This is a genomic window from Novosphingobium sp. KACC 22771 (assembly GCF_028736195.1).
GTDB lineage: Bacteria > Pseudomonadota > Alphaproteobacteria > Sphingomonadales > Sphingomonadaceae > Novosphingobium.
This window is the reverse complement of record NZ_CP117881.1, coordinates 1,336,944-1,351,255: the sequence shown is the minus strand read 5'-3', so window position 1 is coordinate 1,351,255 and position 14,312 is coordinate 1,336,944. Positions and strand designations below refer to the sequence as shown.

General features: G+C 58.4%; 7 protein-coding genes and 1 pseudogene. 2 read left to right on the top strand and 6 right to left on the bottom strand.

Annotated features, from left to right (window positions below; all coding sequences use genetic code 11):
• Nucleotides 1-197 precede the first annotated feature (197 nt).
• Nucleotides 198-776, top strand: a pseudogene (locus tag PQ467_RS06135) (IS256 family transposase); the annotation flags it as partial.
• Here PQ467_RS06135 and PQ467_RS06130 read toward each other — a convergent pair.
• Nucleotides 748-1,317 carry an AAA family ATPase gene (locus PQ467_RS06130; RefSeq protein ID WP_274175650.1) on the bottom strand — a complete coding sequence of 190 codons (570 nt, stop codon included), beginning with the start codon at nucleotides 1,315-1,317 and terminating at the stop codon, nucleotides 748-750. The pseudogene PQ467_RS06135 and the gene PQ467_RS06130 overlap by 29 nt on opposite strands.
• Nucleotides 1,318-1,533: 216 nt before the next feature.
• On the opposite strand from PQ467_RS06130, the gene PQ467_RS06125 reads away from it, so the two are divergent.
• Nucleotides 1,534-5,289, top strand: coding sequence for an SIR2 family protein (locus PQ467_RS06125; protein WP_274175649.1), 3,756 nt, complete (start codon nucleotides 1,534-1,536; stop codon nucleotides 5,287-5,289).
• A 363-nt stretch (nucleotides 5,290-5,652) separates the two neighbouring features.
• Here the strand turns inward: PQ467_RS06125 and drt3b are convergent, their stop codons facing one another.
• The 5 genes from drt3b to PQ467_RS06100 all read right to left on the bottom strand — a co-directional run bounded on the left by drt3b (nucleotide 5,653) and on the right by PQ467_RS06100 (nucleotide 14,208).
• Nucleotides 5,653-7,632 carry an antiviral reverse transcriptase Drt3b gene (gene drt3b / locus PQ467_RS06120; protein WP_274175648.1) on the bottom strand — a complete coding sequence of 660 codons (1,980 nt, stop codon included), beginning with the start codon at nucleotides 7,630-7,632 and terminating at the stop codon, nucleotides 5,653-5,655.
• Complete coding sequence (gene drt3a / locus PQ467_RS06115) at nucleotides 7,625-9,061, bottom strand: antiviral reverse transcriptase Drt3a (RefSeq protein WP_274175647.1); 1,437 nt, start codon at nucleotides 9,059-9,061, stop codon at nucleotides 7,625-7,627. Before drt3a ends, drt3b begins: the two co-directional genes overlap by 8 nt.
• 148 nt (nucleotides 9,062-9,209) lie before the next feature.
• Nucleotides 9,210-11,990, bottom strand: coding sequence for a MobF family relaxase (gene mobF, locus PQ467_RS06110; protein ID WP_274175646.1), 2,781 nt, complete (start codon nucleotides 11,988-11,990; stop codon nucleotides 9,210-9,212).
• Nucleotides 11,990-13,900, bottom strand: coding sequence for a type IV secretion system DNA-binding domain-containing protein (locus PQ467_RS06105; RefSeq protein WP_274175645.1), 1,911 nt, complete (start codon nucleotides 13,898-13,900; stop codon nucleotides 11,990-11,992). The genes mobF and PQ467_RS06105 overlap by 1 nt, the downstream gene beginning before the upstream one ends.
• Nucleotides 13,897-14,208, bottom strand: coding sequence for a hypothetical protein (locus PQ467_RS06100; protein WP_274175644.1), 312 nt, complete (start codon nucleotides 14,206-14,208; stop codon nucleotides 13,897-13,899). The genes PQ467_RS06105 and PQ467_RS06100 overlap by 4 nt, the downstream gene beginning before the upstream one ends.
• Nucleotides 14,209-14,312 lie beyond the last annotated feature (104 nt).

The window sequence follows — 14,312 nt, the reverse complement described above, 5'->3', positions numbered from 1 at the left end:
TCTGCCCATAACGATATGGAAATAGCGTGGCGCTAGGTTTCCCGAGGAATGCCCGGCAACACTACTGGCACGATGATGGTCGGATTTTCTGACGAGCTAATCTCGAACGGGAAGGTACCTCGTTCGAAAAGCTGCGATGCGATATCGACCTCAATCCGCAACTGTTGCGGCGTAGACTTATTGGCGAGTTTGAACACTTCCTGCGCAAGCTGGCTCGGCGTGGCCTGCGCGGCGTCAAGCTGGTCATCTCCGACGCGCATGAGGGCATCAAGGCGGCGGTTTCCAAGCTGCTCTGCGCCAGTTGGCAGCGCTGCCGAGTGCACTTCATGCGCAACGCCCTGGCCCATGCCGGCAAGAGCGGCAGGCGGGTTGTCTCCGCCTTCATCGGCACCGCCTTCGCCCAGGAAACGCCAGAGGCCGCCAGCCAGCAGTGGCGGACCATTGCAGACCAGATGCGCCCCAAATTGCCCAAACTGGCCACCCTGATGGACGATGCCGAGCCCGACGTGCTGGCCTATATGGCCTTCCCCAAGGAGCATCGCGCCAAATTACACAGCAACAATCCCATCGAGCGGCTGAACGGTGAAATCAAGCGCCGGACCCAGGTGGTTGGCATCTTCCCCAACGAGGCTGCAATCACCCGCCTGATTGGCGCTATCCTCATGGAACAGAGCGACGAATGGGCCGTCCAGCGCGGCCGCTATATGTCGCTTGAAACCATGGCGCCGCTGAGCGACAATCCCATCGTCATACTCTCGGCTGTACCCGGGACATGACCGGCCCGAACTGACGCCGGAAAATGCGGGGATCAACCCCAGCTACACCACGCCTTGGGGCACGATCTCTGATGGCCATCCCGTTTTGTGTCCACTTGAGCTCTACGCTTCGGTCAAACAATTGCTGTAGGCGTGCTTCGACCTTGAGTTTGAGATCAGGTCGACTGTCGAGGATTATCAAATCCCCCGTGACGCTTTCATAGTCCCACCATTGCTTCAGATAGTTGGCATTGCCTATCGCGGCGTCGCCGTGGTTCAGCCAATTGGGTTGATCCACATTGGCTCGGAATATTTCAAATGGACTGCTGCGTCCTGCCGAAAGAAAATGAACCTTACGATTGTAGATTTCGATCCGGTTCGTCGCCGACAACGCCAATTTTATTGCTCGCAGCGCCCGTGTCTTTCCGCTGCCATTAGGCCCGACCAGCGTGCATATGCCCGGGCTTATCTGAATTACGGCTTTCGCATCATGATCACCCACAAGCGCATACTTTACTCCGAGCGGCCACAGCGATACTTGGGATTCTATGTCATCACTCATGTAATTTCTTCCTCAATCGCTCCGCCGCCGCACGCCTGCCGCCGTCTCAGCCTCACACTCCTACAAAGCCATGTGCGAAACAATATCTCGACAACTCAAATGATCTATGCGTCAGGTTGGCACCTTCCTATCAACCTTCCTCTCTGACTTGCTGTGCGCATGAAAATCGCACACATTGGCCCAATTTACTTTTCCTGAATCAGAGAAGACTGTGTCATGCGTTTTTTTGAAGACGGGCCTGACATCCCCGAGACGCTGCTAGAAGCCCGAAATCTTGGCGAAGTCGTATTTTTCTGCGGCGCGGGCGTATCTCTTCCCGCTGGGCTTCCAGACTTCGCTAAATTGGCGGACAAGCTACTCGACCGCCTTGCCGCAGAAAGCTCTCGTAAGGCGCGTGAGGACGGCCAGAGCCTCGACTTCGTATTCAAGGAAATGGTAAAGGAGTTCGGAGCTGCTGCGGTAGATCGCGAGCTTACCAAGGCACTGCGGACCCCACGCAATGCAGACCTCCGCTACCATCGTGCAGCGATTGACCTATCTCGAGGGCGCGACGGCGTGCCCAAGATCGTCACGACCAACTTCGACCTGCTGTTCGAGCGCGCGGAACGCCGTGTGCGCGGGTACGTTCCACCCAGCCTCCCGGATCTTGCCCAACTCCAGCCGATCAACGGTATCGTCTACCTGCACGGGCGCCTCAATGCTTCAACTGGCGCCCGGTCCGGCTATGTCATTACCAGTGCAGACTTCGGACGTGCCTATCTCGCGGAAGGCTGGGCCGCGCGTTTCGTTCGGGGTCTGAGCGAGCGATACACCATTGTTCTACTTGGCTACTCAGCGAATGACCCGCCGATGCGCTACCTGCTTGAGGGTCTAAACAGCCGGGATGATCCAGGCCGTCGATCTCTGATTTATGCATTCGTACCGGAGGGATCGGCCGCTGCCGAGGAAGCTTGGTACGATAAGGGCGTGACCACTATCGGGTATGCGCCGCGCGACCAGTCCCACGCAGGGTTGTGGGACAGCCTATTCGCGTGGGCAGACGCTGCACGAGACCCGGATGGGTGGCGCGCTCGGCAAATCGCACTCGCGCAGCGGCAGCCTGCTGAATTGAGACCATTTGAACGAGGTCAGGTCGCCAGCCTTGTCAGCACTGGCGAAGGCGCTCAAGCTTTTGCATCGGCCGAGCCTTCGCCGCCAGCGGAATGGCTGTGCGTGCTCGACGTTAGCAGCCGTTACGCGAAGTCTGGTCGGATGCGATGGGGGGAAGATGTCGAGATCGATCCGCTCGACGTCTTCGGTCTCGATGCAGATCCACCGCGCCCTGAACCACGCGGTGACGGTAGTTTCGTACCGCCCGGCGACGACTTCCTGGGCTGGCGTCGCGGCGATGAGCATTGGCCTGAGCGTCAGCGCCTGATGGGCTTTTCGCAACAATGGACTAACCAGCTCCCGAAGCGACTGTACCAACTCGCCCGTTGGTTAGGCCGCGTCATGGATCAACCGGCGGCAATCTGGTGGGCGGCCGGAAGAAGGCTACCTCATCCCGGGATTGCGAGAGAGATCGATTACCGCCTCAAGAGCGATGCCAACCTTCCGCCACTAGTGCGGCACTTCTGGGAGTGCTACCTCAACGCGGCGGAGGCACAGGCTAGCGATAACCAGAACCTGCGCCAGTATGACGTCCTCGAGCGGATTAAGCAGGAAGGATGGTCCAACGGTGCACTTCGCGATCTCGAGGCCGCACTAGTTCCGGCGTTCTCAATTTCGCGAGCATTGTTAAGCTCGCCAATACCTCCCCAAGGAACATTCGCCGATCTTGGTCTGCGCAGCCTCGCGGAGATCGAAGTGACCATACCAAAATGGGCGGATGGGCTCGATCCGCCCCCCGAAAGGCTCACCCGGGTAGTGGCCATGGTCCGTAGATCACTTGAATGCATGTCAGAGATGATTTTGGAGAGCACATATATTCTCTGGCGGACGCCAACTTTGCACCCAACGGGCGATCGTGGAGAAGATTTCACGGGCGATCGCGAGAAAAGCTATTTACTGAAATTCCGTGAGTTATTTGATGCGCTCGTCGTACAAAATGCCGAGGATGCCCGGCTCGAGATGGAGCGTTGGGACACTCATGACCCGATCTTCTTCGCGAAACTCTACCTTTACGCTGCAACACAACCCCAGTTGGTCGAGCCTGCTGCTTTTGCGCGGTGCGCCCTTGCCATGCCGGATCAGATTTGGTGGGAGGCAGGTCTAACACGCGAGATGTTGTTCGCGCTGCGGGCCCAATGGGTTGGTATGAGCGATCAGGATCGCGTAGCCATCGAGGAGCGCATCATTCGGGGACACTCCCAAGACGACGCTGACGAGGCAGACCAAGAGCGCACGCGTGCTGCTACGGCGGCCAGTTGGCTGCGTTGGCTGGAGCTTAACGGCAAGGCGCTCTCAAGATCTACGAGTGCAAGCCTGGTGACACTGAAGGAGGTAGACCCGAGGTGGACAGATGCTTGGGCTTGGGCAGCGGACGACAGCGGCGGTGCCCGTGGTGGCTACGTCGAACGAATTACCGAGAGTCAGGGTCTTGAACATGCACCAGTTTCCAACGTCGTCGCGCTGGCAGCCGAGCTGAGCTCGGACGACCACCGGCAACTCCGTGACTACCGACCGTTCGTAGGACTGGTGAAGGACCATCCACTCCGAGCCGTTTCGGCGCTCCGTTTGGTCGCACGTCGAGGTGATTACCCGATGCGCTTCTGGCACAACATAGTAAACGACTGGCCCGAAGGAGTGGACGAGCGGCTGGTTCTTATATTGGCGCATACGCTTACTTCCCTCCCCGAGAAGGTATTTATCGAATTGCGCCACGGGATAGCGCGTTGGACTAGTAGTGCGTTGGGCCCGGTCATGCGGCGTCGACGCAGCCTTGGGCGGCGTGCCTTTGACGCCATTGTTAACCGGTACCTAGCGGCAGCGCCCACCACATTTGGGAGCGCAATTGGGAATGTTCGCGTTGGGGGTGTCGAGCATGAGAAGTCTGAGTTCTCTGTGATGAAGTCAATTAACTCCCCAGGCGGCCATCTCGCTAGAGCGGTACTCGATCAAATCGGTAAGCCGAAACGCCAAGGCCCCATTCCAACTTGGGTGGGATCACGCCTTGCTCGCTTGATGACGTTGCCAGGCGATGGCGGAGGGCACGCAGCTTGCCTCATCGCGCGACAATATCATTGGATGAGCTACTGGTTTCCTGAATGGGCGGAGGATGAACTGACGCCGTTGTTCGCTCCCGATCAGCGACTCTCTGAGGCAATGTGGCACGGCCTGGCGATGGATCAAGGCATAGGCACCGTCGCAGGCAACCGTATCGCCACTCATCTCACAACGGTGCTGTGTGGAGGGGCGCCATGGCAACTCGATAGTGAAGCCCGTCGCGGGCTTGTGGCGCTTATGGTTAATCTCGCTGTTCCGCGCGGTGCCGAGCCTGCGGCATTCGGCATGGCAAATATACGGAGAATATTGGCTGCCGGTGGCGAAGAAGTCCGTGTAGAAGCGTTGGGCGTGCTTGCGCGGACCAACCCGAACAACGACCTGTGGTCGAAGCTTTTTCGCCCCTTCCTTACCGACGCTTGGCCTCAACAGTTAAAATACCAGACCGAAGGCACTTCGCGCCAGCTTGCCCTGATCGTGGAGAGGGCAGGCGTCCATTTCACTGAAGCCGTTTCCCTCGCGCTGCCACACTTACGACCGGTCGCACACCTTGATACATTAGCCTATCGATTACGAAAGCAGGGCGAAGACGGCCAAGGGTACGCCGTCGATCATCCGGTGGAGACGCTAAAACTTCTCAATTCACTCGTCGGCGATAATCCGCAAACGGCGCCATGGAACCTGCGAGAGTTGCTCGAACTCATTGCGACGGCAAACCCTGCACTTCGGCAGAGCGACCCATGGCGGCGTCTCAAGGCTATAACGCAATGATTAAGGCCGTTGGTGAACATGCGGGGCCCGTTAAGCCTGGGGTTCTCGAGTCGCACTTGCCTACTCCCAGCTACGCGGGGATCCCCCAAAACATGAGTTCGGAGAGCCGATTGAGATCCTTGAGAGCAACCATCCGTTCATTGAATTCACGCTGGCTATAAATTGAGAATTCTAGTGCAATTGCAGCGAGCCCGCCCAGCTACATTAGGTGTGTGCCTTGCGGCTCTGCATGGTAGCAATTAAGCGGTTGGAATTCCATCCGCTCATCACCACTTGCAGTATAAGCCCTCAACATTGGCCTCAATTGAAAACCAACGCAGGGAGCCTTGAGAAGCTGGACGAGCTCTTCCCGATGATACCATTCTAGTAGACCGAGCTCAACTCCTTCTTGCGGATCATGTGCAGCAGATTCGGCCCATCCCATTGCACAAACCAGCACTGCTGCTCAAACGTCTCGACGGCAGCCTGCGAGGCCAGCACAGTTACGGGCGTAAGGCCGATCTGCTTCCTCAGTTTGTTAAAGAGTTTAGCCCGGCTAGATCGGTTGATATAGGGGCAGCCGAGCAAATCGAGCGCCAGAAATGCCGATTGGGCGTCAATTCGAATGTCTTCGCCTCCGAGCAATATTTCTTCGGCTCGTTTAAAGAGAGAGTCGCGCAAATCTTGGAACTGAGGGTTTCCTTTGATGCAAAATAGGTAGGAAACGATCTCAAAATATCCCAGATTATCGACGGGTTCGCAAAAATCGGTGATCGATTTGCGGACCAGAGCTTCCTCCAGCCCGACTTCTCCTAATACCAGCAGCACGTTGATAGCCTCGAGAGGCACAACCTCAACCGTGCGGAATTTTCCAGCATTTTTGAACGTACTGATAAAATGGTAGGTCCAAAGCACAATTTTCTCGCGCAGGAACGGTGTTCGGTCAGGGATCTTCGCCTTGAAAAAATCGAATGATAAGATAGCCGATTGCGCAACCCGCAGCGAAGATGAAATCGTGGGATCTACATTGTAGAAAAAATAGATCGCTTCGAGCAGCAAGCCGATTGCACCTACGAAATCCTCAGGCGTCGCGTCCTCTCGCTGGATCGCCCGGTCGAAACTAGCGATCAGGGCTGTGACGCGGGTCGAAAGGGCTCCGATGATGTAGTTGCCGACGGCATCATATCCGCGCCCTTTGTCAAAGCAGCTTGTCTTGATGTCGTCCAAGAAGATGCGGAGTACGCTTTCTGATCGCCAGACGCGCTGCGGATAGCTGTAGCCGTAGCCCTCGTCACCCGACAAGTTGCTGACGATGAAACGCTCGAAAAAGGAAGTGAGCGCCTTGTCTGCCTGGTGCACGAGATGCGACTTATCAGTAACAAATGGGCGCCGGATCACAGAGGTCTTTTCGCTGTTGAGGTGCAGGTTAAAATTCGATAATTCGATCTCCAGCGCGACTAGTATCTGCGAATTTATATTATCAGATTGGCTGAAAATGAAAAAATCATCAACATATCGCCTGAACTCATAGTCTTCTTTCCAGCGAATCTCCATTTTTTTAAGTCGCGCGATCACTTTTTTATCTATTTCGCTCAGGATCAGTTCAGCAAACACACGGCTGACTTCTGCGCCGACGCAAATTCCGTTGGTTTCGTTGAAATTCACGGACTGCATCAGCCGATCGAACCGGTTGCTGAATGTCTGATGGCTCGTATTGTCCTTCGCCGTTTCAATGTCGGCGGTCGCCCAGTAAAGAGTATGAGTATAGAGGCTGTGGAAGCACTTCGCTATGTCAGCAAAGCATAGAAGAGGATATTTTTTTTCGAGGCCCATATATTGTGGAGAATTGAAAAATTTAAACGACCTATCTACACCATTATAAGAAAAATAAGACGCAGGATTTGACACGGAATTCTCGATATCTACCGTGTCCACTCCTGACTTTTTAAATTTATTTCTTTCACTATAAGGGCCTTTCACAAAGAAAAGGCTACCAACTTTTCTGGGAGAGCGGATAGAGGCCTCAGATTTTTTCGAATGATAACAGATAAGATGACCATCATCTTGGTAAAATTTCGCAATCGCAAGTTGACCGCTGGGATGGATAAGGCTCAGTTTGCGGGATGATTTGCTGCCTTTGGTGATATAGTAGCGATAAGGTTTCGTATATTGTTTAGGTGACACGAGAAGCCGTTCGACGAACTCGCGACGTGCTATATCGGGATGTGGTCCGGCTTTGACATTTCGATAAAAGCCATCATTGGAAATTATGATGGGAATGTCTCCGGGCATCGTGTCAGTGATCAGTGCCCGGAGATGATCCGAACTATGAATATTGCCTTTTGCAATGACGCGCTTACGCATGCTGCCACACCGACGTTAGTTCGACGAGCCTCTCCGGCCTGAATGAATAGAAGCGCTTCTTCGCGTGACCGTCGCGAAAGGTAAGCCGTGCCAGTTCGCGCCGCAGTGCTGTCGCAAGGACAGGACGCAACTTGTTGCCTGGATGCGGTGACATCACCATGTTTCGGAGAAATTTGTCGAGGTCTGGGATCGCTGTGGATGATTCGAGGTCCACCAGTGGATAGTTGAAGTATATTCCCGAAACACGTCGGATATTCGTCGCCCGATCGACAAAATTGAAGTTTCCAGTAATCAGCCGGAAACGGGCGCGCAGGTCATCGTAGTTGGCATCTGTCGAAAAGCGCAACAGCGATTTCACGATACGTGTCTTTAGCTTTCGCACCTTTGCGGGCGCGATATCGAGCGTTACAGTTCGCATCACACCCTTTTCGCTGGATCGCAATGGACGGCTTACATTGAAACGATATCCAAGAAAGTCGATAGCATGCGCCAGCCCAGTCTGGTTTTTCGAGAATTTTTCGAAGTCGTAGATCTCGCTTTTCCGATTGAATAGAAGGCCGTCGGGGAGCGATGCTGTTGCATGTCTCACAAACGTCCCACCATCTTCGCGCCCGCTGGTCACGATAAAGATATCGTCAACAAAGCGAGCATAGAACCAGACATGTGACATTTCCGCTATGTGCTGGTCGAAGGGCCGGAGCAAATATTCTGCCAGGATAGCGCTGAGACCGATGCCTCGCGGAAGGCCACTGACTCCGGCCGCCTTGGCAAATGTGAAGAAGGTGTCGAGTGCGACGGCAGACTGCCCCGAAAATCCTTCGTCATTCCTAAGGCGCTCTAAAATCTGATCAATGTTTGCACTTTCATAGAATGATTTGATGTCGAATTTATAGACTCTATAGGAGGTGCCTTCGCGAAGCATGGTGCGGATGCACTCGATTATGAACTGTCGATTTTCCTGTTTGACACCAGTTAAGCGGCGGATATTTTTGGAGACATGACGTAGCACAAGAAGTTGGGCTATATCGGTGACCTGATGGATTGTCTTCCCTCGGAGGGTCGATTCCAGAAAGGTCACTGTAGCAAAGCCATTGGCGCCGATTTGCACTGCCTGATCGACCACGGCCCTCCGATCCGGCTCTTCGAGCAGCGTCGGATCCGCGATGAAATCGCCGGGTAGGAAGTGCCGCGCAAGGGAACGCGCGTGCATTGTCGGGTCATACATGAAGCGCCGCCTCCCTGCAGCAACGACGCCATCTTTGTAATTACAATGCGCAAAAATCAACCCATTGACGAAGACGCGCAGTGACACAAACCATTCTAAGCGAAATAGCTCTGTCGGATTGGAAACTAAATGGAGACGCACTAACCAGGTCGATAAGAAATTAGCGCCTACTTTCAGACGGACGCTGATGTGCTGGCTTGCCATCCCGAGGGGCCGCTATCCAAATCTTCGGCATTAAAATCAGCCCTCCGCCATGGGCACTTAGGAGCAGATTTTCGGGACGGAGAATAAATGGCAGCTCGGACCAATCCGCGTCTTACCGGTACGTCCTCGGCCAAGCCATTCCTAGCCTTCACCCCAGGCCTGCCCCCAAAACCTTGGCCACCGCTGGTGCAGACATCGCCGCGTTGACCTGAGCCATGGCCGTCCGCACATGCCCAGCCCGCTCATGGATGGCGGCAACCAACTTCCCCCGATCATTTGTAAACACCGCCGCCGTTTCCCTAGCGCGGGAGATCCCGACATAAAAGCTCTTCTGATCCACCAGATTAGCCGCTTTGCTGTCGGCATGGATCAGCACATGATCGGCGGTGCGCCCTTGGGCGGCAAAGGCCGTGTCTACATAGGCATGGCGGATATGCTGATCGCGCGCGGCATCCAGGCTGAGCACCTCTGTCCTGCCCCGCGAGGTCTGAATGTTGGCGCTACGCGTCGCCTCGTCCACCGCGATCACTTCAGCCCGACCGCCATTGATCCGCCCAGCCTCCTGGTCATTTCGGGTGAACTGGATGCTATCGCCCGCCTTCAGTTCCAGCTTCTGCGGCGCGAAGGCTTGGCTCTGCCCCGCCCCCCATTGCCGCAAACGCCAGTCCACCTCACGCCCGTCCTCGGATTTCAGCGTGATGGCCGCCTTGACCGGATCGATAGCCTCCACCCGATAGGCCTCGCCCCGGCTCACCCCCTTGTCGGCATAGTCACGGGTGAAGCGCACCACGTCGCCTTTATCATAGGCCAAAGGGTCGCGCGCATCAGCGCGGGTCAGACCTTTGTTGCCCAGGCTCTGCATGCTGACTGCTGTCCCCGTCAGTGCGCCGGATCTGGTCAACGCATCGCGAATCTCAGCGGTCAACGTATCGCGCCCCTCCCGCGATGGCTCAATCACCTGCGTGCGCGCCCGCACCGCCTTGTCCAGTCCGGCATAGTGCTCGGCCATGGCCGAAAAACGCTCGGCCCGATCAGCATTCTCGACAATCCGACCACCGCCCCGGTCCAGCGCGGCAAGTGCCTTCTTCGCATCGCCCTCAATGGAGGCCAGCACCGCCTCTTTTGTCGCCTCATTGGTCTGCCGCACGATTTCGCTGAGCCTGGCGGTCTCCATGCCCAAGCCCTGCAACTGGGCAAACGCCGCCCCGGCCTCGACCGATCCAAGCTGCTGCACATCGCCAACCAGGATGACGCGGGCATTCTGCTTTTCAGCGAGGTCGAACAGGCGGGCAGTGTCGCGGGCAGAGAGCAAGGAGGCCTCATCCACGATCCATGCGGCAGGCTGGCCCCGACTGGATAGTTCCGGAGACAACAGATGGCGGGCCACGGTATCGCTCCTCGCGCCCAGTGCCTCGCCCAGCACCATGGCGGCGGACGCGGTGGGAGCCAGCGCGATAATTTGGGTGCCCTGCGCCTCCGCCTCGCGCGCGAAGGTGGCCAGAACGGTGGTGGTCTTGGCCGTCCCGGCATAACCCTGCAAGGCGGTGATGCGGTTCCGGCTTGTCAAAAGCTGCTGCGTGGCAGCGCGCTGGTCAGCATTCCAGCCAAAGCCCGCCAGCTCAGCCTGGGCCGACGCACTGGCAACCGCCTTGGCGGCGGCCAGCGGCGAGGCGATTGGAGCCAATGCCCCGCGCCCTTCCGTCTCGCCCTTGAGCATCCTGGTCTCAATCTCGACATTCTCCCGCGTGGTGAAGCCGGAGAACTCCGCGCCGCGCCGGTCCAGAAAGGTCCGGTCGATCAGGCTGCCTTCTTTCGTAGCCACCTGAACGGCTTCTTTGATCTCGGCATAGCCGACCTTGCCCAGGGCCATGCGCCCGGCCTCTTCCTGCAAGGTGGCAGCGGAGAATACCGATTGCCGCTCGCCCAGCTTCTCGGCGGCATGGGCGACAGCACGATCCGCCATGGTCGCCTGCGCCTCCATCTCCAACCGGTGGGCCGGACTGGCGGCTCTGGCCTGCGCCTGCTCTATCAGCGTCATTCGACTCGCGGGGCCGAACCCTGCCTTGCTGGCCGTCTCCCGCCATTCGTCGACCAGTGCAGCATGGTCACCAGCGACCTTTGCCGCGCGGGTGTCCAATGTGGCCATCTGCTTCTCCGCAGCACTGGCCTCTTCGCGCGAGGTGCCGCGCTCCCCCAGTTTGGCCTCGATCTCGGCACTCCGGGTGCTGAAGGCGGCGATGACCTCGCTGGCAACGCCCTTGATCTCGAACAGGGAATCCTTCCCCGCCTCGATCTCATAGCCCAGTTCGCGCACCTTTACCGCCAGCTCCTGCCGGTAGATGGCGCCGATCTGCTTCTGAAGCTGGTAGATCGCGCGCGGCTCAAGGCTGCGCCATGTGCCGTCTTCGCCCTGCGTCGCGTTCATCACGACATTGTGGGTATGTAACTGCGGGTCTTGCGCCCGGCTGGTGCCATGCTGAAAGCTGGCGATCACCAGATTGCCGGTCGCTTCACGAGCGACCTGCCCGCCTTCCCGGATACGGGTGGCGGCCATGTGCTGCTCGACATGAGCCATCGCCGTTTGCACCGCCTCGCCATGGGCCGCGATCAGCCGCCGGTCGCCTGCGACCTCCGCCATCACCGACACCGACTTGGGCGCGCTCAGGGTGATGTCCCAACCGGGCCGATGGTCAAGCTTACCGTCCCGGCCAGAATCGATGGTATGACGCCCAAGCTGCTGTCCGCCGACTTTCCCCTCCAACAAATCCCGGAACTGATCACGGTCAACCTCGCCGGATAGAGCCAGCGCCTCAGCGCCCTTGCCCTGCCACTGCGAAGGGGAGAGGCCCCCTTCGGCATAATAGTCGTCAGCCTCATAGTAGCTGGCGGCCTGAGCCGAACTGGTCAGGGCGGAGACGGAGGCCACCATCAGACCGGCCCCTGGCCTTTGGGTGCCTGCCCCTTGGCCCGCTGTCTTCGGGAGGCAGGGGCCGAAGGGGCAGGCGCAGGCGTTGGGGCTGCCGTGGGCACAGACGCTGGCGATGACGGTCCCAACGTGGCGGCGGTCGCCTTTTCCCAAAGCGTATGCTTAGGATCACCGGGTACGAAGCCCGCCACACGGGCAGGCCCGCGCTTGGCCACATGGTCGGCGGTCAGCCTAATCGGCGCCACCGGCAGACCATCGGGGAAGAGCAGGTAACCCTCGAACTTGGCCAAACGCAACTGGCTCTCCAGCACGGCAGGGCGCATCTTGCGCGTTCGTCCCAAGGTGGTGCGCGGCCCGTCGTCGCCCTCGGCCAGCGCGTCGGTCATTGTCTGAATCTCGATCTCGCATTCCCCGATGGTCTGGCTGGCCCATTGCCGGGTTTCCCCGTCGATGATTTGCAGGAACAGCTTGGTGTTGCAGCAACCCAGCATGGATTCGGCGATCTGCTCGCCATAGCGGTGCTGCATCTGCCCCAGCGCCTGAAAGGTCAGGATGACGGCGGCCCCGAACTTACGGCCCTCGGGCAGTAGCCGCGCCAGATTATCGACACGGGGCAGATCGGCCAATTCGTCCAACACGAACCAGATACGCCGGTCGGGCGAAGGCGGCAGACCAAGGACGGCGCTGGCCGCGCATTCCAGCCAACAGGCGAGCAGCGGCTTTGACGCCTCGAAATAATCCTCCTTGCGCGGCACGAAGATCCAAGGTCGCGGGCCTTTGCGCTTGTCGAGCCCATGGATGAAGTCGCGGAAGGCAAAAGGCATGCCCCCGCTGTCTTCGACGCGCAGGAACTGGATGAGGTCAGCGGCTTTGGCGAGCATGAAGAGTACGCTGCCCGTGGCCCGGTCGGCATCATCGGCAAAGGTTCGGGCCGACGAACTGGTAGCGAGCCAATCCTTCAGATCGTCCTTGCTCCGGTTTTGCAGGGCATGCAGCAAATCGGCCAGGGTGCATTTCTTCTCGCGCCAAAGCGCCCGGATCATGTTGGCGACAAGGATGCGGCTGGTGTCGAGCCAGACGTCGCTGTCATGCTGGCCGGTCTCGGTGATAAGCTGGTGGGCGATGCGGTCGGCGTCGGCGGGATGGGCAATCTCGGCAAAGGGCGACCAGAAGGCGCAGCGAGCATCGAAGGGGTTGAGGATGACGTCGCCCCGCTCGGGCTGGTAATAGTGAGCGATGAACTCGCCGCTGGTGTCATAGACCAGCGCGGCTTCACCGCGTGCTTCGATACCGTCGAGCAATTGGCGGAGCGCCGTCGTCTTGCCTGAACCGGTGGTGCCGATCATCGCCATGTGGCGCGTTTCCAGACGCGACGGGATGGGCACGGTGCCTATCGACAGGGGAAGCTTGCCAGCCTCCTTGCCCGTCAACTTGGCCAGCCGCTTCTCGGTCGTGATGGCCGTTCCGGCAATCCATCGGTCTGCCAGCAGGCGTTCACGGCGGCGGCGCATCACGCCTAGCAGGCCGATTGAGGCGACCAGCCATCCGACGAAGCCGACCTCACTACCCCATTTCGCATAGATCCAGACGAGATGGGCGCGTCTCCGGAAATAAGGATGGGCGATGATCTGACGCGCCGACCGGTCTTTATCGATCCGGTTGCCGCGTCGGACATCGACCGCCGTATCGCTGGCCCAGCTCGATACCGCCCACAGCTTGATCCGGGCCCATTGATAGGTGCCGGTGGCGGCAATCGTATCCTGGTCCAGCAACAGATAGGGCCCGGCCATTGCGCCCAGAGTGATGGACGCCAGCATGGCGATGGCATGTCTCTTGAAGCGGGTGGCGGCGCTGCCGCGCTGCTGCTTGCGCAGGGCATCAGCATGGATGCGGCGATCAGGAGACCCAGTCATCGCCTGTCCTCCTGCGCCAGCCGCCGCTGCCGATTGTAGGCCGCGTTGATCTCTTCGGTGATCGCCTCATCGCTCTGGGGCAGCCCCATGGCGGCGGCGCGCGCATAGCAATAGGCAGCGCAGGCGGTGAACAGCGCCCGGTCGAGCATCCGCTCGGCGTCCACCATGCGGGTGCTGACAGTCACCAGTTCGGTGATGATCTCCCTGCCGGATGTGTCGCGCGCGGGCGGGTTGGCGAGCGCCGCCACCCCGGCTTTGACGCTGCGTTGAAGCAGGGCGTAAACACTGGTGCCGTCGCGTTCAGCCATGGCCCGGAGGGCCTTGTCGAGAGATGCGGGTAAGCGAACGGTATGTTGAACCGGCCTCATCGCGCCGCCTCCCCGGGAGTGCGAGCAGCACTCCCGAAAAACCC